This window comes from Sphingobacterium sp. E70 (assembly GCF_019285695.1).
GTDB classification, from domain to species: Bacteria; Bacteroidota; Bacteroidia; order Sphingobacteriales; family Sphingobacteriaceae; genus Sphingobacterium; species Sphingobacterium detergens.
In genome coordinates this window covers 3,177,550-3,200,021 of the sequence record NZ_CP079104.1, presented here as the reverse complement: position 1 = coordinate 3,200,021, position 22,472 = coordinate 3,177,550, and the positions used below count along the sequence as shown (strand labels likewise).

25 protein-coding genes and 6 pseudogenes are annotated in these 22,472 nt (G+C 39.9%); 17 read left to right on the top strand and 14 right to left on the bottom strand.

Features of this window, described 5'->3' with window-relative positions; translation table 11 throughout:
• Position 1 precedes the first annotated feature (1 nt).
• Positions 2-811, bottom strand: a complete 810-nt coding sequence (locus KUH03_RS22695) for an AraC family transcriptional regulator (RefSeq protein WP_257086970.1) — start codon at positions 809-811, stop codon at positions 2-4.
• Positions 812-1,083: 272 nt separating this feature from the next.
• Between KUH03_RS22695 and KUH03_RS22690 the strand changes: the two genes are divergently transcribed.
• The 4 genes from KUH03_RS22690 (at position 1,084) to KUH03_RS22675 (ending at position 3,715) form a co-directional block, all read left to right on the top strand.
• Positions 1,084-2,133, top strand: a complete 1,050-nt coding sequence (locus KUH03_RS22690) for an HlyD family secretion protein (RefSeq protein ID WP_257086969.1) — start codon at positions 1,084-1,086, stop codon at positions 2,131-2,133.
• Positions 2,134-2,139: 6 nt separating this feature from the next.
• Positions 2,140-2,439: a hypothetical protein gene (locus KUH03_RS22685; protein WP_257086968.1), complete on the top strand. Its 300-nt coding sequence runs from the start codon at positions 2,140-2,142 to the stop codon at positions 2,437-2,439.
• A gap of 23 nt (positions 2,440-2,462) precedes the next feature.
• Positions 2,463-3,113, top strand: coding sequence for a hypothetical protein (locus KUH03_RS22680; RefSeq protein WP_257086967.1), 651 nt, complete (start codon positions 2,463-2,465; stop codon positions 3,111-3,113).
• A 134-nt stretch (positions 3,114-3,247) separates the two neighbouring features.
• Complete coding sequence (locus tag KUH03_RS22675) at positions 3,248-3,715, top strand: hypothetical protein (RefSeq protein ID WP_257086966.1); 468 nt, start codon at positions 3,248-3,250, stop codon at positions 3,713-3,715.
• 54 nt (positions 3,716-3,769) lie between these two features.
• On the opposite strand, the pseudogene gltX reads toward KUH03_RS22675, so the two are convergent.
• Positions 3,770-5,287: pseudogene (gltX, locus tag KUH03_RS22670) on the bottom strand (glutamate--tRNA ligase).
• Between the two features lie 121 nt (positions 5,288-5,408).
• Here gltX and KUH03_RS46460 point away from each other — a divergent pair.
• The 9 genes and pseudogenes from KUH03_RS46460 to KUH03_RS48970 all read left to right on the top strand — a co-directional run bounded on the left by KUH03_RS46460 (position 5,409) and on the right by KUH03_RS48970 (position 10,099).
• Entirely contained in the window at positions 5,409-5,819 is a 411-nt protein-coding gene (locus KUH03_RS46460; RefSeq protein ID WP_306429109.1) for a hypothetical protein, read from the top strand.
• 2 nt (positions 5,820-5,821) lie between these two features.
• Positions 5,822-6,124: a hypothetical protein gene (locus KUH03_RS46455; RefSeq protein ID WP_306429108.1), complete on the top strand. Its 303-nt coding sequence runs from the start codon at positions 5,822-5,824 to the stop codon at positions 6,122-6,124.
• 40 nt (positions 6,125-6,164) lie between these two features.
• Positions 6,165-6,335, top strand: coding sequence for a hypothetical protein (locus KUH03_RS46450; RefSeq protein ID WP_306429107.1), 171 nt, complete (start codon positions 6,165-6,167; stop codon positions 6,333-6,335).
• Positions 6,336-6,357: 22 nt separating this feature from the next.
• Positions 6,358-6,633 carry an ATP-binding protein gene (locus KUH03_RS46445; protein ID WP_306429788.1) on the top strand — a complete coding sequence of 92 codons (276 nt, stop codon included), beginning with the start codon at positions 6,358-6,360 and terminating at the stop codon, positions 6,631-6,633.
• Positions 6,614-7,396 carry a DinB family protein gene (locus tag KUH03_RS46440; protein WP_306429106.1) on the top strand — a complete coding sequence of 261 codons (783 nt, stop codon included), beginning with the start codon at positions 6,614-6,616 and terminating at the stop codon, positions 7,394-7,396. Before KUH03_RS46445 ends, KUH03_RS46440 begins: the two co-directional genes overlap by 20 nt.
• On the top strand, positions 7,335-7,550 hold the full coding sequence (locus KUH03_RS46435) for a hotdog fold thioesterase (protein ID WP_306429105.1): 216 nt from the start codon (positions 7,335-7,337) through the stop codon (positions 7,548-7,550). Before KUH03_RS46440 ends, KUH03_RS46435 begins: the two co-directional genes overlap by 62 nt.
• A 280-nt stretch (positions 7,551-7,830) precedes the next feature.
• Complete coding sequence (locus KUH03_RS22650) at positions 7,831-8,538, top strand: MFS transporter (protein WP_257086965.1); 708 nt, start codon at positions 7,831-7,833, stop codon at positions 8,536-8,538.
• A 175-nt stretch (positions 8,539-8,713) separates the two neighbouring features.
• The gene (locus KUH03_RS22645; protein ID WP_257086964.1) at positions 8,714-9,274 is read left to right on the top strand and encodes a hypothetical protein; all 561 of its coding nucleotides are present in this window, start codon (positions 8,714-8,716) and stop codon (positions 9,272-9,274) included.
• A gap of 77 nt (positions 9,275-9,351) precedes the next feature.
• A pseudogene (locus KUH03_RS48970) lies at positions 9,352-10,099 on the top strand (DUF2911 domain-containing protein).
• A 238-nt stretch (positions 10,100-10,337) separates the two neighbouring features.
• Here the strand turns inward: KUH03_RS48970 and cdaA are convergent.
• Positions 10,338-11,131 (bottom strand): annotated as a pseudogene (gene cdaA / locus KUH03_RS22630) (diadenylate cyclase CdaA).
• Between the two features lie 60 nt (positions 11,132-11,191).
• Here cdaA and KUH03_RS22625 point away from each other — a divergent pair.
• A pseudogene (locus KUH03_RS22625) lies at positions 11,192-11,907 on the top strand (pyridoxine 5'-phosphate synthase).
• 132 nt (positions 11,908-12,039) lie between these two features.
• Here the strand turns inward: KUH03_RS22625 and lepB (KUH03_RS46430) are convergent.
• The 6 genes and pseudogenes from lepB (KUH03_RS46430) to KUH03_RS22600 form a co-directional block, all read right to left on the bottom strand.
• The gene (gene lepB, locus KUH03_RS46430) at positions 12,040-12,675 is read right to left on the bottom strand and encodes a signal peptidase I (protein ID WP_306429104.1); all 636 of its coding nucleotides are present in this window, start codon (positions 12,673-12,675) and stop codon (positions 12,040-12,042) included.
• On the bottom strand, positions 12,672-13,607 hold the full coding sequence (gene lepB, locus KUH03_RS46425; protein ID WP_306429103.1) for a signal peptidase I: 936 nt from the start codon (positions 13,605-13,607) through the stop codon (positions 12,672-12,674). The genes lepB (KUH03_RS46430) and lepB (KUH03_RS46425) overlap by 4 nt, the downstream gene beginning before the upstream one ends.
• A gap of 16 nt (positions 13,608-13,623) precedes the next feature.
• Positions 13,624-14,366: pseudogene (dapB, locus tag KUH03_RS22615) on the bottom strand (4-hydroxy-tetrahydrodipicolinate reductase).
• 173 nt (positions 14,367-14,539) lie between these two features.
• The gene (locus KUH03_RS22610) at positions 14,540-15,262 is read right to left on the bottom strand and encodes a DUF5683 domain-containing protein (RefSeq protein WP_257086961.1); all 723 of its coding nucleotides are present in this window, start codon (positions 15,260-15,262) and stop codon (positions 14,540-14,542) included.
• A 1-nt stretch (position 15,263) separates the two neighbouring features.
• Positions 15,264-16,196: pseudogene (locus KUH03_RS22605) on the bottom strand (ParB/RepB/Spo0J family partition protein).
• A gap of 29 nt (positions 16,197-16,225) precedes the next feature.
• On the bottom strand, positions 16,226-16,993 hold the full coding sequence (locus KUH03_RS22600; protein WP_257086959.1) for a ParA family protein: 768 nt from the start codon (positions 16,991-16,993) through the stop codon (positions 16,226-16,228).
• Between the two features lie 358 nt (positions 16,994-17,351).
• On the opposite strand from KUH03_RS22600, the gene KUH03_RS46420 reads away from it, so the two are divergent.
• Together KUH03_RS46420 and KUH03_RS46415 are read left to right on the top strand one after the other, a co-directional pair.
• On the top strand, positions 17,352-17,579 hold the full coding sequence (locus KUH03_RS46420) for an NAD(P)H-dependent oxidoreductase (RefSeq protein WP_306429787.1): 228 nt from the start codon (positions 17,352-17,354) through the stop codon (positions 17,577-17,579).
• The gene (locus KUH03_RS46415) at positions 17,534-17,740 is read left to right on the top strand and encodes an NADPH-dependent FMN reductase (protein ID WP_306429102.1); all 207 of its coding nucleotides are present in this window, start codon (positions 17,534-17,536) and stop codon (positions 17,738-17,740) included. Before KUH03_RS46420 ends, KUH03_RS46415 begins: the two co-directional genes overlap by 46 nt.
• 329 nt (positions 17,741-18,069) lie before the next feature.
• Here the strand turns inward: KUH03_RS46415 and KUH03_RS22590 are convergent, their stop codons facing one another.
• From KUH03_RS22590 to KUH03_RS22570, 5 genes are all read right to left on the bottom strand, one after another.
• Complete coding sequence (locus KUH03_RS22590) at positions 18,070-18,726, bottom strand: M16 family metallopeptidase (RefSeq protein WP_373564467.1); 657 nt, start codon at positions 18,724-18,726, stop codon at positions 18,070-18,072.
• Positions 18,666-19,265 (bottom strand): hypothetical protein, encoded by a 600-nt coding sequence (locus tag KUH03_RS22585; protein WP_257086958.1) that lies wholly within the window; start codon positions 19,263-19,265, stop codon positions 18,666-18,668. Before KUH03_RS22585 ends, KUH03_RS22590 begins: the two co-directional genes overlap by 61 nt.
• 139 nt (positions 19,266-19,404) lie before the next feature.
• Positions 19,405-19,641, bottom strand: coding sequence for a hypothetical protein (locus tag KUH03_RS22580; RefSeq protein WP_257086957.1), 237 nt, complete (start codon positions 19,639-19,641; stop codon positions 19,405-19,407).
• Complete coding sequence (locus KUH03_RS22575) at positions 19,641-20,657, bottom strand: pitrilysin family protein (protein WP_257086956.1); 1,017 nt, start codon at positions 20,655-20,657, stop codon at positions 19,641-19,643. The genes KUH03_RS22580 and KUH03_RS22575 overlap by 1 nt, the downstream gene beginning before the upstream one ends.
• A 378-nt stretch (positions 20,658-21,035) precedes the next feature.
• Positions 21,036-21,161, bottom strand: a complete 126-nt coding sequence (locus KUH03_RS22570; RefSeq protein WP_257086955.1) for a hypothetical protein — start codon at positions 21,159-21,161, stop codon at positions 21,036-21,038.
• Between the two features lie 77 nt (positions 21,162-21,238).
• Between KUH03_RS22570 and KUH03_RS22565 the strand changes: the two genes are divergently transcribed.
• A complete protein-coding gene (locus KUH03_RS22565) occupies positions 21,239-22,459 on the top strand; it encodes an acyloxyacyl hydrolase (RefSeq protein WP_257086954.1) in 1,221 nt (406 codons plus the stop codon).
• The last annotated feature ends 13 nt before the right edge of the window (positions 22,460-22,472 follow it).

The window sequence follows — 22,472 nt, the reverse complement described above, 5'->3', positions numbered from 1 at the left end:
ATCAATTTTTATATTCATTAATTTTCGACATATAAACCGAAGGACGAATACCCGTTACACGCGTAAAGATGTTACTGAAAGATGATAATTCGCTGTAGCCAATCCGCATAGCAATTTCTAGAATAGAATAGGTATTTTCAGCCATTAGCTCCAAGGCTTTTGCAATACGTATAGCTCTTAAAAACCGAATATAGCTGATACCCATGTCTTCCTTAAAAAGTCGGGAAAGGGATCTACTGCTCATTCCAAACTGCGCCGCCACTTGTTCGATAGTAAAGGCTTGATCAATATACATGTTTAAATATCGGGCAATACGCCGAAGCTTTTCGCTTTTAGGATAAGGATGTTGCATAGGAAATGCATCTATCGGCGGACTCATCTCAGGAATAATAGCCATCATCGCCCGTAGTAAACAATACCTTGAATAGCTGGTCTTTCTACTGATTCCCCCTTTCCAATCTCTCGCAAACAAGAACATCTCTCGCATCAGGTCGTTGCTTAAAAATATATTGGGATCTAAAAGAACCGGATGAACTCCCTCCTGCTCTTTAAAGTAAAAGCTATACAAGTGAATATGAGAACTAGAACTTTCCAGATGATAAGCAGTATTGGCGGGAATCCACATGTAAAACCGCCCCGGCAAATACCAATGTTTCGTGGCAGTAAAAACATGTATAATACCACCGTCCGCATAAAGTAATCGTGCTTTCTGATGTATATATTCACGGGAATCAATCCGATCTACATGTGTATGACACACATAAAAGTCGTATTCATTGTCATCAATAGCCCCTAATTGTTCCTGTTCCATGATTTAAAATTACATTTTTTTGTCATGTGGCGCAAATGAACAAATATCCGTCCGACTATACAAAACTAAACTCCAATCGACAGCAGTATCTTTGTACACCGTTTCACTCCTTGCTTACAGTTGTATTCTATACAGCGCATCCAGGCAATCTCGATTCATGAACAATTTGTCATCCTATTTTGGAAATTGCTGGTTGAAACATGGGATACAAATCACCCATACCTTACCAGGAGAGTGGATGAAAAAGCATTTAAATATTCATAAAAACAATAATGGGTAAAGAAAAGAATAAAGATAAGACAAAGGGATTTAATAAAGTTTTAGTTGTATTTGCCGTGACCTTACTGCTCGTAGGGATCGGCATTTTGGGTAGACATCTGCTATTTACTAGTCAGCACGTAACGACAAACGATGCTCAGATAGATCAGTACGTTACACCAGTTGCAAGTCGAATAGCAGGCTTTGTGAAAGAAGTCAGATTTGAAGAAAATCAATATGTACATCGTGGCGACACCTTATTACTCATCGATGCCAGCGAGTATCAGACCAAAGTAGATATGGCGAATGCCGAACTTCGAAGTAGTCAGCGGAATGCCGAAGTGATTGTCAAAAGCACAAATGTTACCGCCAATAGCATTTCTGTCCAAAAAGCAAAATTAGAAGCTGCCAAAGTGAGTGTATGGCAAACGGAACAAGATTATAGACGATTTAAAAATTTGTTTGAAGCAGATGCTGTAGCCAAACAACAATACGATAATGCCAAGGCAGCATATGAAATTTCTTTGGCGCAACTCAATGCCATACAGGAAGAATACAACGCTGCACAATTAAATACAAGCAAAGAAAAAGCCAACGAGCTACCTGCCAGAGCAAATATCGATATTAAAAAAGCTGCAAAAAACAATGCGGAGGTCTTCCTTTCCTATACCATAGTGACTGCACCTTACAATGGTTTTGTTGGGAGAAGAACAATCCAACCTGGACAATTTGTTAAAGAAGGACAAACTTTAGTCAATGTTGTCAGTGAAGAAAAATGGATAAATGCGAATTTTAGAGAGACCCAACTAGCGAATCTCACCGAGGGTACCGAGGTAAATATACAAGTAGATGCCTTCCCAAATTTACATCTCAAAGGAATCATTCACTCTTTTTCTCCAGCCTCGGGGTCTAGATTTTCGGTCATACCTCAGGATAACGCAACCGGAAACTTCGTTAAAATTGAACAGCGCATACCGATCAAAATTATCTTTTCACCAAGACAGGACCTGACAAAACTACGTGCTGGAATGAACGTCGTAGTTCATGCCGCTCACCAATCTTAATCATTCATGAGTTCAAATACATCTTTATATTATAAGTGGGTACCCGAATGGATTAAACTTCCCATGATGATTTTGGCCATGTTTCCACATCTCATGTTAATGTCCCTTTTTCATTCCAATACAGCGTTTACAGCTTCCACATTAGCGATCGAAATGGAGGATATACAGTATTTTCTTTCATTGATGTATGGTGCTATTGTTGTAGCACTATTGATATTTCACCGACTATTTGCATTCTTTCGGGTAAGGACATATATACTTCTGACCTGCACGGTATCCATCCTCATTCTATTTGCCATCTCCTGACCAGAGATCCATTTGTCATTGCTGTGCTCAGAGTGCTTGAAGGCATTTTCTGTGTACTTGAAGGGGCCTGTTTTCTTCCCTTGCTAATGATGCAAATCCGGCATTCCAAAAGTCGAACCATTGCCTATTTCTTCTTGTACACTTTTATGCTGACAGGTGGTACCATAACAACATCCCTTCTAAAAGAAAGTATTATGGATTATGGCTGGGAAGATATGATTCATGTTGTACTCTATTGGCATTTGATGGTCATCGCCATTGCTTTACTACTCTTGAATAACAACAGATTAAGCCGAAAATTCCCACTTCATCAATTGGATCTGGTCAGCTGTCTCTTCCTGTTACTTTCGTTAAGTTGTGGTGGATATGTGTTAATTTATGGCCGAAAATATTATTGGTTCGAAAATGAGACAATCTCGATTAACCTCGCACTTTTCCTTATTTTTGGTGCACTTTTTATCATCAAACAACATCTCGTAAAACGACCCCTATTTCATTTTGAAATTTTGAGCTATAAGAACATTATTTTTGGTGTTATCCTATTTTTCTTATTTTATTTAATCCGAAGCAGTCTCAACAATGTCTACACCGTCATGGCCAATGTATGGAAATGGCCCTGGCATTACATCGTCGATATCCAATACATTAATGTACTGGGGACCATAGTGGGGTAGGTAGCTCAGGCATACTCTTACTGCGTGATGTATCACCGAAATACATTTTCGGTCTGGGGTTCCTGCTGTTGACCACATCCTGCTTTTTGTTTGTTCCCACGTTCTACCCCGATACTACAGTTTGGGTTATAGGATTGCCACTATTTATTCAGGGAACCGGACAGGGCTGGCTCTTTACACCACTTGTGATCTATATTATAACAGGGGTTGCTCCACATCATACGGGCAATGCAGGTTTAATGGGTACAACCGTTAGATTCTGGAGTACCAATATTGGTTTTGCGCTGATTCAGAACATCAGTTACACCTTAAATCAAAAACATTTCATCCAGATCGAACAACACTTAAATATGAGCAATCCGATCACGGTCGCCTATTGGAGCGCTTTGGTCGAAAAATACCTGGGAACATCCAGCGATCAATGGGCAACTAATCTCGCCAGCAAAAGTCTACAGGCAACACTTAGTCAACAGGCATCTCTGATCAGTAATATGGAGATATTTACTTATCTCGGGATATTGGGAGCATTTATCACGCTGATCATTTTTCTATTTACCCCAGCGAAAGCAATGTTCATGCGGTTGCGAATTCCATACCTATAAAAAAAGCTGTTGCAATAAGTCGCAACAGCTTTTTTACTATATATATTTTAGTGTTTAAGCGTCAAATTCTTGAAGTGCTTTCTTGATACGTTCAATGACTTCGCCTTGGCCAAGTAACTCAACGATTTGGAATACATCAGGGCCAAATTTACCACCTACCAGCATAATCCGGAATGGCATCATCAATTCCCCATCTTCATTCCTGAGTTTTGAATTGCTTCTTTAAAGAATGACTCGAGCTCTGCTGCTTTCCATTCCGTAAATCCTTCAAATGATGTCATCATATTTTCAAAGAATACTGTCTTCTCAGCAGACCACTTTGGTTTTACCGCATTTAGATCATATTCAACGGGCTGCACAAAAAGAAAGAAGCCTGGGTCCAGAAATCCTCAACAAAGGTTAAACGCTCTTTGACGGCTGCCAAAACACGATTTACATAACCTTCTTCAGCGACTACCTGATGGTGAGCCAATACTTCCTTGATCTGTGGCAATAAAGAATCGCTTGAAGAACGTTTAATCCATTCGTGATTGAACCATTTTGCCTTCTCAAAATCAAATTTTGCTCCGGCTTTGCTGATGCGATCAACACTGAATTTTTGGATTAACTCCTCCAAAGAGAATAGTTCCTGTTCTGTACCATCATTCCAACCCAATACACCAAGCATATTGACAAAAGCTTCTGGCAAGAATCCCATCTCACGGAATCCTTTGGTTGTATCGCCAGATTTGGCATCTGTCCAGTTCATAGCATACACAGGAAATCCTAAACGGTCTCCATCACGTTTACTTAATTTACCATTACCATCAGGCTTCAGGATTAACGGGAGATGTGCCCATTGTGGCATGCTGTCCCCCATCCCAGGTATTCCCACAATAGGACATGAATCGGCGCAGAAGGCAACCATTCTTCACCCCGGAAAACATGCGAGATCTCCATCGCCTTATCATCCACGACTACGGCTAAGTGATACGTTGGCATTCCATCTGCTTTAAGCAAAACCTTATCATCGACAAGATTGGTATCAAAAGCAACTTTCCCACGGATCATATCTGTGAAAGACAACGTTTCATCCGTTGGAATCTTTATTCGGATTGTATGCGGTGTTCCCGCCTCTAATAATTGTTGAGTTTCGGTCTCACTAAGGCTCAAAGAATTACGCAATTGCAACCTATTTTCATGGCTATAGCGGAAGTTAGGTTGCAGCTTACGCTGCTCTTCCAACTCCTCAGCGGTATCGAATGCGTAATAAGCATATCCATTCTTAATTAGCTGTTCAGCATATTTGCGGTAAGTCGGTTTTCGTTCACTTTGACGGTAAGGGCCATATTGACCACCTTTCAACGGACTTTCATCCGGAGTCAGGCCACACCAAGCCAAACATTCGTTGATGTACTCCTCGGCTCCTGGGACAAAACGAGTTTGATCCGTATCTTCGACACGTAAAATAAAATCTCCTTGATGCTGACGTGCATAGAGAAAATTAAACAAAGCTGTACGTACGCCTCCAAGGTGCAGACCACCAGTAGGACTCGGTGCAAATCGCACTCTTACTCTTCTTTCTGAACTCATGCCGCAAAATTACCACAAAATTTTTGATTTGGATAACAGGATGACTTCTAAGGTGAAATAAAAGTGCAGAAAACAGACATTTATTCATTAATTTGCAATAGAAGTACACTAATAAGGAATCATGAAACCCTCTCAGATAAGCCAACAACGCTGGAAATTTATTTTGCTCATCTTTGCAGCAATCATTGCCATAGCATCATTGGTTTACACCAATTACCTTGTCCGGAATCTTGCCCACGCCGAACGTTCAAAAGCCGAAGTATGGGCCATGAGCACCAAAAATATTATGACCATGCCCGATGTCGATGATGAATTCATTACATTCATCTACGCAGTCAGGGATAGCCTAAATTTGCCGGCAATTATCACAGACGATAAAAACGATATTATTTTCTGGCGCAATCTAGATTCCACCAAGACTAATATCAAGCCGATCCATGGCGACAGTGTTACAAATGACCTTGATTATGATCCCGTTTATTTCCAGAAACAGCTTGCCTTTATGAAGAAGAGCCATCCCCCATTACCTTAGAATTGGGAAATGGTCAAAAATGGCATGTTTACTACAAAGATTCCTGGTTTTTGCAACAATTGCGGGTATTCCCTTATGTTCAATTATCGCTGATTGCCCTCTTTCTTATTATTGCCTATACTGTTTTCAATTCCATTCGAAAATCTGAGCAGAATCTAGTCTGGGTGGGACTGACAAAAGAAGCCGCCCATCAGCTGGGTACTCCAATATCTTCATTAATGGGCTGGCTGGAGCTTATTCGGATCAAATTTGACGCCGAAGAAGACGATACGCTCAATGAAATGGAAAACGATATTAAAGATTAGAAATCGTGGCCGATCGTTTTTCAAAAATAGGATCAACCCCGTGTTGACCAATCACAACCTCTATAAGGTCATCAAAAATTACATGGATTATTTCCGAATACGGACCAGTAACAAGATTACTTTCGAATTACTTGGAGACACACATGTGGAGGCCAAACTCAATATTCCACTCTTCGATTGGATCATTGAAAATTTATTGAAAAACGGGTAAATGCTATTGGTACAGAGGAAAGATAACTGTTAATATTTCAGAAAATATTGCGAAAGAAGAAATTTTTATAGACATTAGTGATACGGGCAAAGGAATTCCAAGGTTAAATTTTGAATCTGTCTTCCAGCCAGGTTTTACAACACGCAAAAGAGGTTGGGGACTTGGCCTTAGCTTAACCAAACGAATGGTACGATATCATCAAGGACAAATCTTTGTTAAAGAATCTGAAATAGGTAAAGGAACAACATTTCGAATAATCTTAAAAAGCAACTTAAAATATGAAGCCACTCAAATCTGACGAATATCCGGCAGTCTACGCTCCCTATATTGAGACTGTAGTCGATAACGTATTAGATGCATTGGAAGAACAGACGCTCTCCTTTCCTGCATTTCTGGATGCTATTCCAGAAGAAAGAGGCAATTTCAAATATGCCGAAGATAAATGGACAATCAAAGAGGTCGTCGGGCATGTCATCGACAATGAGCGTATCATGGCCTACCGTGCATTACGTTTTTCGCGCAACGATCTGAAAGAGCTTGCCGGGTATGACCAGGACTACCTTATTCAATATTCCCGTTACAATGACCGTACGTTGGAAAGTCTAAGTAAGGAATTTACTTACCTACGCAAAGCCAACCTCATGTTGTTCAACAGCTTTAACGATGCTGAATTAGAACGCAAGGGCATGGCCTCAGAGCGCCTCACGAGTGTCAAAGCATTATTGTATGTGATTGCTGGGCACCTCAATCATCACCGTATTATCATTCAAGAACGTTATTTAAATTCAGACGATGTCAAAATTTGGTTTCAGCCTTACAACATTGAGGAAATAAATGTCTTTTTCAATAAATACCTCTCGGGACTATTGGAAATCAAGGCAACCGAAATAGATGATAACAGTATTACAGCAACCATGCCGGTCACAGATAATGTGAAACAACCCCATGGCATTCTGCATGGTGGCGCTTCAGTAGTACTTGCAGAATCTTTAGGGAGTATTGCTTCTAATTTGGTGGTTGACCCCGACAAATACCGGGGTAGGACTCGAAGTCAATGCTAATCACATCCGCCCAGTAAGTAGTGGAATTATCACAGCAAAATGCAGCCCAATACATATTGGTCGGTCAACCCATATCTGGGAGATAAAAATGTACGATCGATTCGATAAATTGAATTGTATCTCAAGACTTACAGTAGCTATCGTACCAAAGTAAGCTGAAGTCTGCTAACTCGATTTATCAATCCCATGTAATTCGAAATCAACAATATTTGCAACTAAAGAAGGATAATATTCACAATTTATTCTTCTTTTTTTTTGCCAAATAATTATCAAAATACCCCTTTATTTATTTCCGATATTCAAGAAAATTAAGTAGTCTTGTAAGATGGATATTTTAAAAAACAACAAAAATAGCATGCAATCGTTTGTCTAAAGCTGTTTTTTTGACTGATTTCCAATCATTGAACGATAACTTAACTAAATATAATTAAAAAATGACCACTAATCCTAATTCGGGTAAAACAGCGATAGTTCCTATGCTTATTTGCTGTGCATTATTTTTTATTCTGGGGTATATCACCTGGGCCAATGGGGCCTTGATCCCATTTGTGCGATTGGCATTTAATTTGGAGACAGATACGCAAGCGTTTTTAATCCTTTTTGCATCGTATATCGCTTATTTTTTCCTGGCATTACCGAGTTCATGGATTTTAGGTAAAATAGGTTTTAAAAATGGCCTTGTTGCTAGTTTGGTCTTAATTATTATTGGTGCAATTATCATTATTCCAGCCGCATCAAACCTAAGCTATCAGCTCTTCCTTGTTGCGATCTTTGTCCAAGCTTCAGGTATGGCGCTATTGCAGACTGCGATCAACCCATACCTCAGTATCATCGGGCCAATAGAAAGTGCGGCCCAACGGATCTCTATTGTAGGGATTTTCAATAAAACAGCCGGTATGATCGTACCCGTGGTTTTAGGAAGCATTTTATTAAAAGATTACGACAGTATTTCCAGCAAAATCAAAGAACTGAAAGCTGGTGCAGAGCATGATGCTTTACTAGCTGAATTATCGGAAAGACTTCACGGTCCTTATATTGGCGTAGCCATTGGTGTTGCGATTCTAGCTATTGTCGTATTCGCCGTAAAAATGCCAGAAGTTGATGTTAATAAAGAAGAGAAACAACAGATGAAGCTGCTGTAACAAGCACAAAAAAGACAAGTATATTCCAATTCCCACATCTATTTTTAGGATTTCTCGCTATTTTCTTCTGTGTAGCAGTGGAAGTGATGGCTGGTGATATCATCGGAACTTATGGAAGATTATTGTCTCTACCCCGTTTTTTGTTAAATATGGTACAACTTTCACGCTTGTCTGCATGCTTGTTGGTTATTTTATTGGTATTATCTCCATTCCAAAATTTGTATCGCAACAGACAGCTTTGCGTATCTGTACAATTGTCGGAATTACCTTCACCGCAATTTCTGCGTTTTCTACAGGTCTGACGTCCTATATCTTTGTTGCCCTATTAGGTATCGCAAATGCATTGATGTGGCCTGCTATTTTCCCACTTGGAATCAAAGGACTGGGACGATTTACAAAAACAGGATCTGGTATTATGATTATGGGTATTGCCGGAGGAGCAATCTGGCCTTTGATTTATGGATATCTGAAAGACACTTTACATGTTGATTTTCAACATGCATTTCTCTTGCAATGGTTCCAGCATACTTATATATCTTGTTTTTTGCCACAAAAGGGCACAAAATCGGAAAAGAAAATTAATATCAAAACAAAATATTGGTATAACAAAAGGGCATCTAAAAATAGATGCCCTTTTTTGAAATTCTTCCTATTTTTAAGTGATGAATCTTCGTTCGATCGCAACAGAGATCATTCCACATGCCATGATGTAGAGTGCCTCATCCGAAATAAATGAGCCTCAACCATTAATTCGCAAAATTCTATATTCATAAATAATCGAGCAAACAAGCTCACAATGTAATTATCGAACAAATGAAAAAGAAATTCTTTGCCATTGCTTTTGCAGCAGCCCTGATGTTTACTGCAAATGAATCCTTTGCCCAGTTAAAACTCCCTGCAGCAAGTAGTGCTCAAACAATCACACAGGGATTAGGGATTGAAAATGTAACGCTAAACTATAGTCGTCCAAGCATGAACGGCCGTAAGATTTTTGGTGAACTCGTGCCTTATAATGAAGTATGGCGTACAGGTGCCAATACCAACACTACCTTAACATTTGAAGGTGATGTTAGCCTAAATGGACACAAACTCACTGCGGAACCTATGCATTATTTACCATTCCTAATAAGAACGAATGGACTGTTATTATTAGCAAGAATACCAAGCAATGGGGGCCTACACTTACAATCAATCTGAAGATGCATTTCGTTTCAATGTAAAACCACAAAACTTGAGCGCTCCGGTCGAAACATTTACGATCTCTTTTGACAATGTTACACCGACAGATGCAGTACTAACTATTGCTTGGGAGAAAACAGCAATAAAAGTTGACCTTAAAGTCAATCAACAGGCAAAAATTATCGCTTCCATTGATGAAGCCATGAAAGGTGAGAAAAAACCTTATTTCGCTGCTGCCCAATATTATTTCAACAATAATCTGGATCAAAATAAAGCATTAACCTGGTTTGATGAAGCCGCCAAAGCACAGCCTAAAGCTGCCCACGTACTATACTGGAAAGCAAAAGCACAATTAAAAGCCGGCGATAAAAAGGCGCTATAGAAACCGCTACCAAAGGAGTTGAAGTCGCTACTGAAGGTAAGAATAGCGAATACATCAAATTGAATACACAAATAATCAATGCGGCAAAAAAATAACGCATAGGAAACTGTATAGCGAAAATGGGAGTATCCGAGAAAGTCGGTACCCCATTTTTTGTTCAGTTCTTTTGTATGTCTCTCCCCACTCTTATTGAATATTCCATGCACAGCCGCTCCCGTTACTTTTGACCGACGTCATTTTATAACTCATCTTTCAGCAATTGTTCCAGTTCTTCGGGAGAAACATTCATATTCACATTACCATCCTTTGCGAAAGAGATTTCCCCAGTTTCCTCAGAGACAATGACCGCTATGGCATCGGAGATTTCCGTCACCCCAATTGCCGCACGATGCCGCAAACCAAATTGCAGCGGTAAATCCTCACTATCTGACAATGGCAGTACACAAGAGGCTGTCATAATCTTGAAATCAACAATCACGAGTGCCCCATCATGCAACGGGCTGTTTTTATGAAATATACTCTCAATTAGACGTTTTGAAATATGTGCATCGATATATTCACCACTGCTCTGATAATATTCCTCATCAAAATATTTTGAAAAAACCAGGAGTGCTCCGGTTCGTGTACGCGACATACTTCTGCAAGCTTCCACAATCGGCCTTAAATCCTCCGTCAGGTCCTTCTGTATCGCTTTCTTATTTCCTAAAAAGGACCAGAAAACCTTTTTCGCTTCATCGATATATTCTTGCCCACATGGAGCAAAAAGCGTCTTATTTCCTGCTGGAATACCACAATAAGCGCAATGGAGCCTACAGATATAAATCCACCAAATATTTCGGTCAATAGACGCATGTGCATCTGTTTGACAACAATATAGACCCCATAAAACAGGGCAACCCCGATCAAGATATTCACGGCAATGGTACCCCGGATCAGACTATAGATATAGTAGATAATAATCGCCACCAATATAATATCGATAACATCCAATAGGCGAAAGCCACTAAACAAGCTATAATCGATTCCATCCATATATGCAAGTTAAAAAAAAATAGATATTATTTGTATTTTTACCGTATAACATACAGGAAAATGACTAGACTTTCAGTAAATATCAATAAAATTGCAACGCTCAGAAATTCCAGAGGAGGTAATAATCCTAATCTCGTAGCTGCTGCATTAGCCTGTGAACGTTTTGGTGCACAAGGCATCACTGTCCACCCAAGACCGGACGAAAGGCATATCCGCTATCAGGATGTATTTGACTTAAAAGCCGAAATTCAGACCGAACTCAATATCGAGGGCAATTGCCAGGAACAGAAATTTATCGATCTTGTCCTGGCCAACAAACCTGCTCAGGTAACCTTGGTTCCTGATGCCGAAGGCCAGCTGACTTCAATCACGGCTGGGATACGATCAAAAACAAAGCCTATCTTAAGGATATGTGCCAATTGTTCAAAGATGCTGGCATCCGTGTATCAATCTTTGTAGATCCTGTAGAGGAGATGGTCGAAGCGGCAGCAGAAACAGGCACAGACCGCATAGAGTTATATACCGAAGGTTTTGCCAATGAATATGGTTTTGATAAAGAAGCCGCTATCAAACCCTACTTCAAAGCTGCGTTAAAAGCGCGCGAGGTTGGCTTAGGTTTAAATGCAGGCCATGACCTAGATTTAAACAATCTCCAGTATTTCAATCAACATATACCCGAATTACTGGAAGTAAGCATTGGACATGCCTTGATTTCAGATGCCTTATACCTTGGACTGGAGGAAACAATCAAACGTTATCTGACCTGTCTAAAATAAATGATACGATGAAGGCTGGATGCCTTAACCAATAGTTACTACAAATAGAAAAGGCTTTCCTGTAGGAAAGCCTTTTCTATTTTGATTCAAGTCCACTATCAAAAGAAAATGGATTCTTCCTAATAGCTACTATTAATGAATTCCTTTAAATATACGGTTCCAACGGATTTTAGAAAGACCTGTACCTATTTCGTCCCAACTCATCCAGGTAAATAATGCCTTACCCACGATATGGTCTTCAGGCACAAATCCCCACCCTCTGGAATCCAGGGAATTATGACGGTTATCTCCCATCATCCAGAAATAGTCCATTTTAAAGGTATAGTTATCCGCTTTAACATCATTGATGTAGATACCATCAGCACGTTTCTCCAATTTGTTATTTTCATAAACACGAATAGCACGCTCATAGATGGGTAAGGTCTGTGCATTCAAAGCAACAGTCCAGCCCTTTTTCGGAATCAAGATTGGTCCAAAGTTATCAAAATCCCATTTATACTGAGGATCGTACGGATAAGCACCTTCACCAGCTGGACTTCTTCTGATTTCCTTTACATTTGACCATGATTTCACAAGCGCGACCTCATCATCTGTCATATACAATTCATATACACCAGGTTGCTGATCAGATCCACCACCTTCAATACGTAGTTCACGTAGACGCTCCATATCCAATGGAGTACCATCTGTCAACACATAATAATTCAACTGGCTTTCAGGTGGATCAAATCCAGGTTGATCATTGATAAAAAGCTTGGCATCCTTCATTGAGATCTTATCCCCGGTAATCCTACACAACGCTTGATATAATTTTCACGTTTGTCTATTGGTCGGGCCTGAATGGTAAACTGTGAATTAACAGTCTGCCAGCCGTAGGCTCTGACAAGGTCATAATAACTCGCATTCTGATTTTCTAGGGCTACAGTATCACCTGCCGGGAAGTTAAAGACAACAACATCATTGCGCTCTATCTTTTGAAATCCTGGCAATCGTTTGTAAGGCAGCTCAATCAACTCAGAGTAAGCTTTTCCACCTGTTATTGGCATCGTATGATGTGCAAAAGGAAACGCAATCGGCGTATTAGGCACACGAGGGCCATAATTCAATTTACTCACAAATAAGAAATCCCCAATCAATAAGGTACGTTCCATTGATCCTGTCGGAATCATATACGCTTCAATTAAAAATCCGCGAATAAGCGAGGCTGCAACAGTTGCAAATACGATTGCATCAGCCCATTCACGCACCATAGATTTCTTGTACGGATATTTGATTTTATACTCTTTGTAGGAAGCTTGTTCAATTTCCGCAAGCTTCTCTTCGGTCAATTCCACACCTTCCTGTGCAGCGGTCTTCAGGTTTTTAGCATACAAACCATTCAAGAAACGCACATTGGTATCTTTTGCCCACATGGGTAACACAATAAATGGCACCAAAACAGCCGCAGCATTTTCCCAAAAACGGCGCTTGCCAAAACAATGGATAAAGTCGAGGTAAAGGTTATAGAAAACAAAAATATTGACAATAGGAATCAACAATAAGATCACCCACCATGTTGGTCTTCCTGTTAATTTAGCCTGTATATATTGACTATAAAAAGGTACGATTGCTTCCCAGCCTTTTCTGCCAGCTTTAACAAACAATTGCCACAATCCATATCCCGCTATTGCTGTTAAAACCGCAAAGATAATTAACCACATAATCTATTAATTAGTACTATTTATTAAAATCGAAAATTTCAGTTACTTGATAGAATCCTTTCTTACCATTCAACCATTCGGCGGCAACGACAGCGCCCAAGGCAAAGCCATCCCGACTATGCGCAGTATGTTTAAATTCTATCTGATCCACTTCAGAACTGTACAGCACGGTATGTGTACCCGAACTTCCTCAATCCGATGGCTCTCTATGAGAAGTTCCTGTGGCTTAGGAATAATTTCGTCTTGCTCACCCACAACAGTATTGACCCAGTTTGTTTTCACATCACTGTGATCCAGGATACCCTCTGCAATGGTAATCGCTGTACCACTAGGCGCATCCAATTTGTGGATATGGTGGATTTCTTCCACCTGAACATCATATTGTTTATAAGGTTGTAAGGCTTGCGCCAACATTCGGTTGATATGGAAAAACACATTCACACCAATCGAATAATTTGAACCATATAAAATAGTTCCATCTGAGTCCAGACATTTTTCTCTGACACTTTCCAATTGATCATACCAGCCCGTTGTCCCAACTACAATTGGCACACCCGCTTCCAAACAAAGGTTCATATTATCCAAAGCAGCAGATGGTACACTAAAATCAATAGCTACATCAGCTCCCTTGATATCATCAACTGTCAGACCGGGACGATTATTTTCATCCACTATTAAAAAAATCTGATGGCCTCTTTTCAGTGCATACCTTTCGATAATCTGCCCCATTTTGCCATATCCCAAGAGAATGATGTTCATATATCTAGAAAATAAAGTATAGTTTATTTTTAAAATTAAAAAATTCCATTGAAAAACAGACACAAAACCGTGATTAACAACGATTTTTTTATTACAAGCGTCCGTATTCAAAGATCAATGAGAACCCGAAATCGTCAGCCATCACACATGTTACAGGCTGCGACACAAGGTTTTTAATTGAATTTCATGGACAATTTTAATCCGACTGTAGGTTTAAAAGTAAACGATCCCGATGCGAGACTTGCATCCATTAATGTAGGTCCGATAGAAAAAGCTGTCTTTTTGGGCTTATCATCACCGATACTCCAGCGATATTTTAGCATAGAATCAATATAGGCTTCGGCAACGTTCAATCCATAGACTCCAAGCGTAAGCAGCACCATCAGATCCCGGTTTCGCCTTGCATTATCCTTTGCCCGTATAATTGACTGATCAGGGATTCTCTCATAAAAAGGATCCACCGGTCGACCTTCTGCCCTATCCTGCAATACACCCAAAAGTTCTTTGTAATATTTATTATTGAAATCAAAAACGAGCACCGTCGTTGCCAATCCACCATAGATCACAGGTACTTTAATCCACCACACACCACCATTGGTATACTGACCCCAGCCCGGCAATACCAGGGAACGCTTCCAGGCCTGTTTATTTTTTGCTTCAATAGCCAATCGGGTAGAATCTTTAAACACGACCTTCTCCTTTGCCTTGGCTTCTTCTTTTTCTCGCTTCTTACGTTCTTTGCGGGATTCCTTTTTAACAGTATCCTGTGCTGCTTTAGGCTTCAAGCTATCTGTTTTGACAGTTTGAACCTGTTTTTTGGGAATTGTATCGACAGTCTGGGCCTGTACCATCAGTACAGCAAATACGGCAAAAAGCAGACTCATTAATTTGGTCATATTACCAATCTAAAAGTTCAAGAATACGGCTCAGATCATCCTCTGATTCAAAAGGAATCTCGATAGCTCCCTTACCTTTGGTACTCTTCAAATTCAATTTGACTCTCGACGAAAATTTCGATGCCAGATCATCTTCAATTTTTGCAACTGAAATGACATCGCAGTTTTCTCCTTGCCAGCTTTTTCTTCCCTCCTTTTTGAAGTTCACGAACAAGCTCTTCGGCTTTTCTAACAGATAACCCTGATCAATGATCAATTTAAAGATATATAACTGCTTATCTACTTCTGGAATATTGATCAGTGCACGAGCGTGTCCCATGGTCAATGCGCCATCCCGTATCGCCGCCTGAATGACAGGTGGGAGTTTCAATAAACGGAGGTAGTTTGTCACTGTAGAACGGTTTTTACTGACACGTTCTCCCAGTTCCTCCTGCTTTAAATTACATTCCTCGATCATGCGCTGGAAGCTCAAAGCTACCTCAATGGCGTTTAAGTTTTCGCGTTGGATATTTTCGATCAATGCCATTTCCAGCATCTGCTGATCATTGGCAGTGCGGATATAGGCTGGAATTTCAGTAATACCGGCCAATCTCGAAGCACGGAGACGCCGCTCCCCTGAGATCAACTGATAGTTGCCATCCGAAATCTTACGTACTGTAATCGGTTGGATTAAACCCTGTAAAATAATGGATTCGGACAATTCCTGTAAGGCAACCGGATCAAATTCGGTACGGGGTTGAAATGGATTCACTGCTATTTCTTCTACCCGGACATGGCTGATACTGCCATTTTCTTTGCTTGTATGTACTGTAGAAGAAGTCACAAGCGGTGACTCCTCAACTTGCTGATTACTTTTAGCAGGAGCTTCTACACTATCGTTTAATAGCGCACCTAAACCTCTTCCCAGTCCTGTTTTACGCTGATGTGCTGCCATATTATGCGGTTACTGTTGTATTCATTTCATTAAGATGCCCGTTTTTCTGCAATATCTCGCGCCAAATTCAAATAGTTGATCGCTCCTTTACAGGAAGCGTCGTGCATGATAACAGAGATACCAAAGCTAGGAGCTTCACTTAAACGGGTATTACGTTGAATGATGGTATCAAAAACTAAATCCGTAAAATGCGTTTTCACCTCTTCTACAACCTGATTGGAGAGTCTTAAACGAACATCATACATCGTCAATAAAATACCCTCGATCTCCAAGCTAGTATTTAAACGGTTTTGAACGATTTTAATTGTGTTCAGTAATTTACCAAGTCCCTCTAATGCAAAATATTCACACTGAACGGGTATGATAACCGAATCAGATGCAGACAGGGCATTAATGGTGATCAAACCCAAGGAAGGAGAACAGTCAATGATAATAAAATCATAATCATCTTTGACCTGATCCAAGATCTTTTTCATCTTGTACTCCCTTTCGTGCATATTGATCATCTCAATCTCCGCACCCACCAGGTCGATATGAGCAGGTAAAAGATCAAGATTTGGCGTTTCAGTTGACTGAATCGCGTCTCTCGGGTTTAAATCATTGACCAAACATTCGTATATACTTTCATTGATCGTACGAGGGTCAAAACCAATCCCAGAAGTAGAGTTTGCTTGTGGATCTGCATCCACCAACAATGTTTTATATTCTAAAACCGCCAAACTAGCCGCCAAGTTAATTGACGTTGTGGTTTTTCCTACCCCACCCTTTTGGTTTGCGATTGCGATTATTTTTCCCATCTTGAATGAAAACCTTTCTTAATTAAAATGTCATTTTACACTACATTTCACTTTCCCGAAGATCAATTTGTCCAAATATTTACGCTAAATTTAAATTAGCCTAACAAATTCAGCATATTTCGTACTTTTGATTGATCAAAGGCACATATCCTCAGGATGCTAAGATACAAAAAATCAAGATATGTATCCACTTTGAAATAGTGCTTTTTATAAGTATCAACAACACAATGATTTTAATAATATCCGGAACAAACCGTCCCAATAGTAAGACGTTAAAAATAGCAAAATGCTACCAACAGCTTCTTAATCGTAAATCCATTGAGAGTGAGATTTTTCGCTATCAGATCTTCCTCCAAATATCTTAGAGACAGATCTTTATGGAAAAAGAAGCTCCGCTTTTGAACCGATTCAACAAAAGGTTAGTCAGGCCGATATGTTTATTTTCGTAGCGCCCGAATACAATGGAAGCATCCCTGGCGCGCTCAAACTTTTTATTGACTGCTGCACCTTTCCGATTAGTTTTTACCACAAAAAGTTGCATTGGTCGGATTGTCTTCCGGGAGATATGGCAACCTACGCGGGATAGATCATCTCACCGGAATATGCCACTACCTCAGAATGCATGTCCTCCCCCTCAAGATATTTCTTCCCAATGTACAACAGGAATTGAACGAAAATGGTGAGTTATTTAAAGAGGATACTTTACAGTTTATCAACGAACAGATTGAGGAAATCATCCGATTTTAAGCGCTCATGACCAAGACCAAACATAATTAAGTAGATCAGAAAAAGTTGATCATATACTTTTGATTAGCGCAAGGCTAGCTTATCGATAGGATAAGAATACAGACAGCAATTAGACAAACAACGGGAAAACCCACCCCAAAAATAAAACACCCACGAAGCATTACATAGCTAAAAATGATTATCAGGGTAGAAAATAAAAACGGGGCTGTCATATTAGACAGTCCCGTTTCATGTTAAAGTAAGATCAGAAACGAGAACAATAATTTATCAGCCAAAGGCCTAAAAAACTATTATCTCAAATACCATATCTAGATCTAATATGTAAAAATTTAATAACCAAATATCTCTTTTAAGTCCAGTTTTTTCACCTCGCCCAATCTGGCAAGATCTTCTGGTTTGAGACTATCTTCCTTCGCTACGATACAGTATACATAAGGCTTCTGGCTCATCTCTTTCTTATGGAACATATTCAAGTCAGCATAAGTCAGCTTAGGAGCCTGCTCATAAACAACTTTACGAATATCAGTTGTATTCCCCAAACGTTGCGCACTTAAATAGCTACCTAAAATAGAGGCATTTAGCACACGTTCACTCGCAATAGATTTTTGCAAACTCACCTTCGCAATGTCCAAACCTTTCGAACTTTCAGGTAGCACATCCAACAACTCATTCATACCTTTGATAGCCTCATTGAATTTATCAGCTTGTGTACCGACATAAGCACCCACTGTATAATGATTTTCTTTTTTATAAGGCTGACCGTAGAATGCATAAGTAGAATAAGCCAGTGCTTTCGACTCACGAATAGTCTGGAACACAATACTTCCCATACCACCACCAAAATAATTATTGAACAATGACACGGTTGGTGTAAGCGGATTGGAGTAAGCGTCTGATGTTCTGTACCAGAATACTTCCGCTTGTTTCATATCAAAATCAGCAAACAACACTTGATTTTTATTGGTTGGCTGCTCCGCAAATACCAAGCTTTTTGTACCTTGTACATAGTCCCCGAACCTTGTTTTAATGGTTTTGCCTTCGCCACAAATTCACTCGCGCTCAATGGTCCAAAATAAAGCAACGTATGTTTCATATTGGCCAGATCATGTAATGCTTTTACAAGATCTTCAGCTTTCAGTGCATCCAGTTCCGCATCTGTAAAAACATTATTGAATGGGTTCTTAGCACCGTATTTTGCATAAGATTTCAATCCCTCCATAATTGCACCTTTGTTTTCCTTTGCATTCGCTCTGGACTTCTTAAGGCGTGCAATATACATTTTGAATGCCTCTTGGTCAGTCACACAATTGCGCAATAGATCCTGAATTAAAGATTGCGTGGATATAAAATTCGAATTCAAACCCGAAATTGAAACCAATGTTTCTTCATTTCCCGCCGAGACCGAGAAATCAGATGCCAATTGATAAAAGTCTTTGCTGAATTGCTCGCTGGACTTATCTTTAGTACCCAAAAATTCCAGATAACCGGCTGCCAACGACAACAATTTATTGCTCCATTTCCCCACATCAAAACGATAAGACAGGAGAATAACTCATTATCACTATTCTTCACAGCAAGCACTGGCAAACCATTTGCAGTAGCTTTCTGAACATCTTTATTGTAGTCTACCCAAACCGGTAGGATCTTATCCTCTGGCATTGCCTCTACTTTTTCAAGAAATCAGATTGATCGTCACGGTTTACAGTGACAGGTGTAATTTCCGGTTTCACTACTTTGACAACATTATTGTCTACCCCTTTTCGCTTATAAACCACGACGTAGTTATTATCATTCAAATATTTATTGGCAAAATTGACAATATCTTGTTTTGTAATCTTATTCAAACCATCCGAATAACTAACCACCGACGACCAGTCCTGTCCCGATGTAAAAGCATCCATTAATGCTTCTGCACGGTCACCATAACTTTCATTCTGTTTGATCTCTTCTTTTTCGCGTTATTGACAATTGCTCCGATCAAATCATCAGAAAATTCACCTTTACGCAATTTATCCAGTTCTTTTAACAGCAACTGTTGCACCTCCTCCAAGCGCTGTCCCTGTCCCGGATTTCCTTGTAGAATCAATAGCGAATAATCTTTCAACACATACGGGAAGGCTCCAGCACCTAATAGCTTCTGGTTTTTCACCAAATCCAGATCAATCAGACCTGCCGAACCGTTCGTCAAAATCTGGCTCATCAGATTTAATAGCTGCGCATCCTTGGTTGCTGCACCCGGAAAACGGAATCCCATAAACATAAATTCAGCATCCGGTCCTTTTACCTCCCGAACAATTGGACTTAAAATAGGCTTCTCTGGATCAAAAGTATATGGCGGTATCTCTTTGGGCTGCATGAAAGCAAAACTCTTATCCACCTTTTTCACAACTTCTGTAGGATCAAAATCACCGGACATGATCACACCCATATTGTTAGGCACATAATAGGTATTAAAATATTCTCGGATCGCTTTTAACGATGGATTTTTTAGATGTTCTACCGTACCGATAGTGGTCTGCTTACCATAGTTGTTATTTGGAAAAGCTGCTTCAAACATTGCTTCAATAGCCCTACGGCTATCTTTATCCAATCCGATATTTTTCTCCTCATAGACGGCTTCCAGTTCCGTATGGAACAGGCGGAGTATCGGATTTCTAAAACGCTCGGCCTGTACTGCAAGATACTTATCCATCACATTGCTCGGAATCTGCTCCTGGTAAACCGTTTGTTCAAACGACGTAAAGGCATTTGTGCCTTCCGCACCCATGGATGCCATCAGTTTATCGTATTCATTGGCGATAGCATACTTAGCGGCTTCGCCAGAAACACGGTCAATTTCCTTGTATATCGCTTTCCGTTGTACTTCATCGGTCGTACCGTTATACTTTTCATAAAGTGCATCAATTTGATCCAACAAAGGTTTTCCTTCGCCCAATCTTTGGAGCCAAATTTATCTGTCCCCTTAAAGAGCATATGTTCCAGATAGTGAGCCAAACCTGTATGATCTTTTGGATCGGTTTTACTTCCGGCTTTTGTCGCGATGTAAGTTTGGATACGCGGTTCTTTTTGGTTGGACTTAGGATAACGGTTAGACCATTTTTGAGTTTGTAAAACCTCGAATGGGTAGGGTCATTGGTCACATACTTGTAGGTATACCCGCCTTCAGAAGATTCTTTCCAGTCAAATTTGGCGTTCTGGGCAAACAAAGTACCCCCTGCTGTTGTTAGAGCAAACGTAACAGCAGTAATTTTAAATAGATTTTTAATCATATTTCCTTTTTCTTTTCAGCTCAAACTTAGATAAATTGCTGTGGATATGCAATATAATTACGTAGATATAAAAACAATTTATTGCCGCCCGTCACTATTGCACTTTCTTCTTTGTAGCTGAAATACGGCAATTTGTCATCTGTATTTCCCATATGCTTAATGAATATTGTTACAATGGTTTATCATTCTTATTTTTGCAAAATTTTAAAAAACGCTAACGTTTTATTTCATGAGATCAAGCATACTTGTTTTTGTGATCTTCGCACTTCTTTCCTTTCATACACATGCGCAGGTCACTCCCAGAATAGAAAATCAGAAAGACACATCAAACAACCGTACTCCCGCAAAAACAAGGTTAATATTTCAACTTGAGCATGAAAGTGGGGGCGAGCTCAAATTTAACGAACGTTCGAAGCAAACCCTGGAAGACTCCTATTACAGTGGCCTTAATTTTCGCGTTGGCTTCCAAACACAATTTCAGGATTCGTTAAAAAGCATTTATAACGAAATATATAACTATCCTATTTATGGTGTCGGCATCTATAGCAGCACTTTTGGCCAGGAGCACCTAGGCCAACCTTTTGCTCTCTATGGCTTTGTTGCAATTCCCATAAAACCGAAAGTCAACAGCCGATGGAATTTCAATTACCGGATTGCATTGGGACTTTCCGGCAGGTTCAACCCTTACAACGAAGAGGACAACCCTTTCAATCTACTTATTGGAAGCAAAAACAATGTATTTATTGACCTTGGACTTCAGGCAAACTACCGATTAAGCCAAAAATTTCAGATCGGTGCCGGCGTGGCGTTCCACCATTTCAGCAATGGCGCATTGGCTTTGCCAAACACCGGAATAAACCTCCTGCCATTGAGTTTATCCGTCTCCTATACGCCAACGAGCAAACCATTTGATTTCAGAAAACGCACGGTTCCAAAAATGGAAGAAACGGAGGAACTACATTTCAACTATGCTTTTGGATTTAAACAGATCGATCGGGAGCACGATGGCCAGTATTTCAAATCGACCCTAGGGGCCTATTATAGCAAGCATTTTGGATACAAATGGCGTCTTGGTGCCGGAATGGATGCATTCTATTCAGCAAGTGGTAACGACGAAAATATCGCTGGGGATAAAGCAGGTAAATTCTCCGCATTATTTTCCTATGGGCCCGCTTTCTATATTGACCACGTGTTAAATTCCAGACTATATATCAATGGAAATGTCGGCGTATACTTACACCGTAATAAATTCAATGGTGAAAGCACACCCGTATACCTAAGAGCAGGTGTACGCTATAAAGTGTATAAAGATTTCTTTGCTGGAGTTTCCATTAAAGCACATGGTGGTAAAGCAGACTTTATCGAATGGACAACAGGCTATGGCTTTAAGTTAGGTAAAAAACGGGGACTCCAACCAGCAACTAACACATGCGCTCTATGGCTCCGATAACAGAGGCAAATAC

Bases quoted from the DNA above. Each gene is read 5' to 3' on its own strand.
- KUH03_RS22695 (WP_257086970.1), bottom strand. From the start codon at position 811: ATGGAACAGGAACAATTAGGGGCTATTGATGACAATGAATACGACTTT.
- KUH03_RS22690 (WP_257086969.1), top strand. From the start codon at position 1,084: ATGGGTAAAGAAAAGAATAAAGATAAGACAAAGGGATTTAATAAAGTT.
- KUH03_RS22685 (WP_257086968.1), top strand. From the start codon at position 2,140: ATGAGTTCAAATACATCTTTATATTATAAGTGGGTACCCGAATGGATT.
- KUH03_RS46460 (WP_306429109.1), top strand. From the start codon at position 5,409: ATGAAACCCTCTCAGATAAGCCAACAACGCTGGAAATTTATTTTGCTC.
- KUH03_RS46440 (WP_306429106.1), top strand. From the start codon at position 6,614: ATGAAGCCACTCAAATCTGACGAATATCCGGCAGTCTACGCTCCCTAT.
- KUH03_RS22650 (WP_257086965.1), top strand. From the start codon at position 7,831: ATGACCACTAATCCTAATTCGGGTAAAACAGCGATAGTTCCTATGCTT.
- KUH03_RS22645 (WP_257086964.1), top strand. From the start codon at position 8,714: ATGCTTGTTGGTTATTTTATTGGTATTATCTCCATTCCAAAATTTGTA.
- lepB (WP_306429104.1), bottom strand. From the start codon at position 12,675: ATGAAGGATGCCAAGCTTTTTATCAATGATCAACCTGGATTTGATCCA.
- lepB (WP_306429103.1), bottom strand. From the start codon at position 13,607: ATGTGGTTAATTATCTTTGCGGTTTTAACAGCAATAGCGGGATATGGA.
- KUH03_RS22610 (WP_257086961.1), bottom strand. From the start codon at position 15,262: ATGACCAAATTAATGAGTCTGCTTTTTGCCGTATTTGCTGTACTGATG.
- KUH03_RS22600 (WP_257086959.1), bottom strand. From the start codon at position 16,993: ATGGGAAAAATAATCGCAATCGCAAACCAAAAGGGTGGGGTAGGAAAA.
- KUH03_RS22580 (WP_257086957.1), bottom strand. From the start codon at position 19,641: ATGGATGCTTTTACATCGGGACAGGACTGGTCGTCGGTGGTTAGTTAT.
- KUH03_RS22570 (WP_257086955.1), bottom strand. From the start codon at position 21,161: ATGGGAAATACAGATGACAAATTGCCGTATTTCAGCTACAAAGAAGAA.
- KUH03_RS22565 (WP_257086954.1), top strand. From the start codon at position 21,239: ATGAGATCAAGCATACTTGTTTTTGTGATCTTCGCACTTCTTTCCTTT.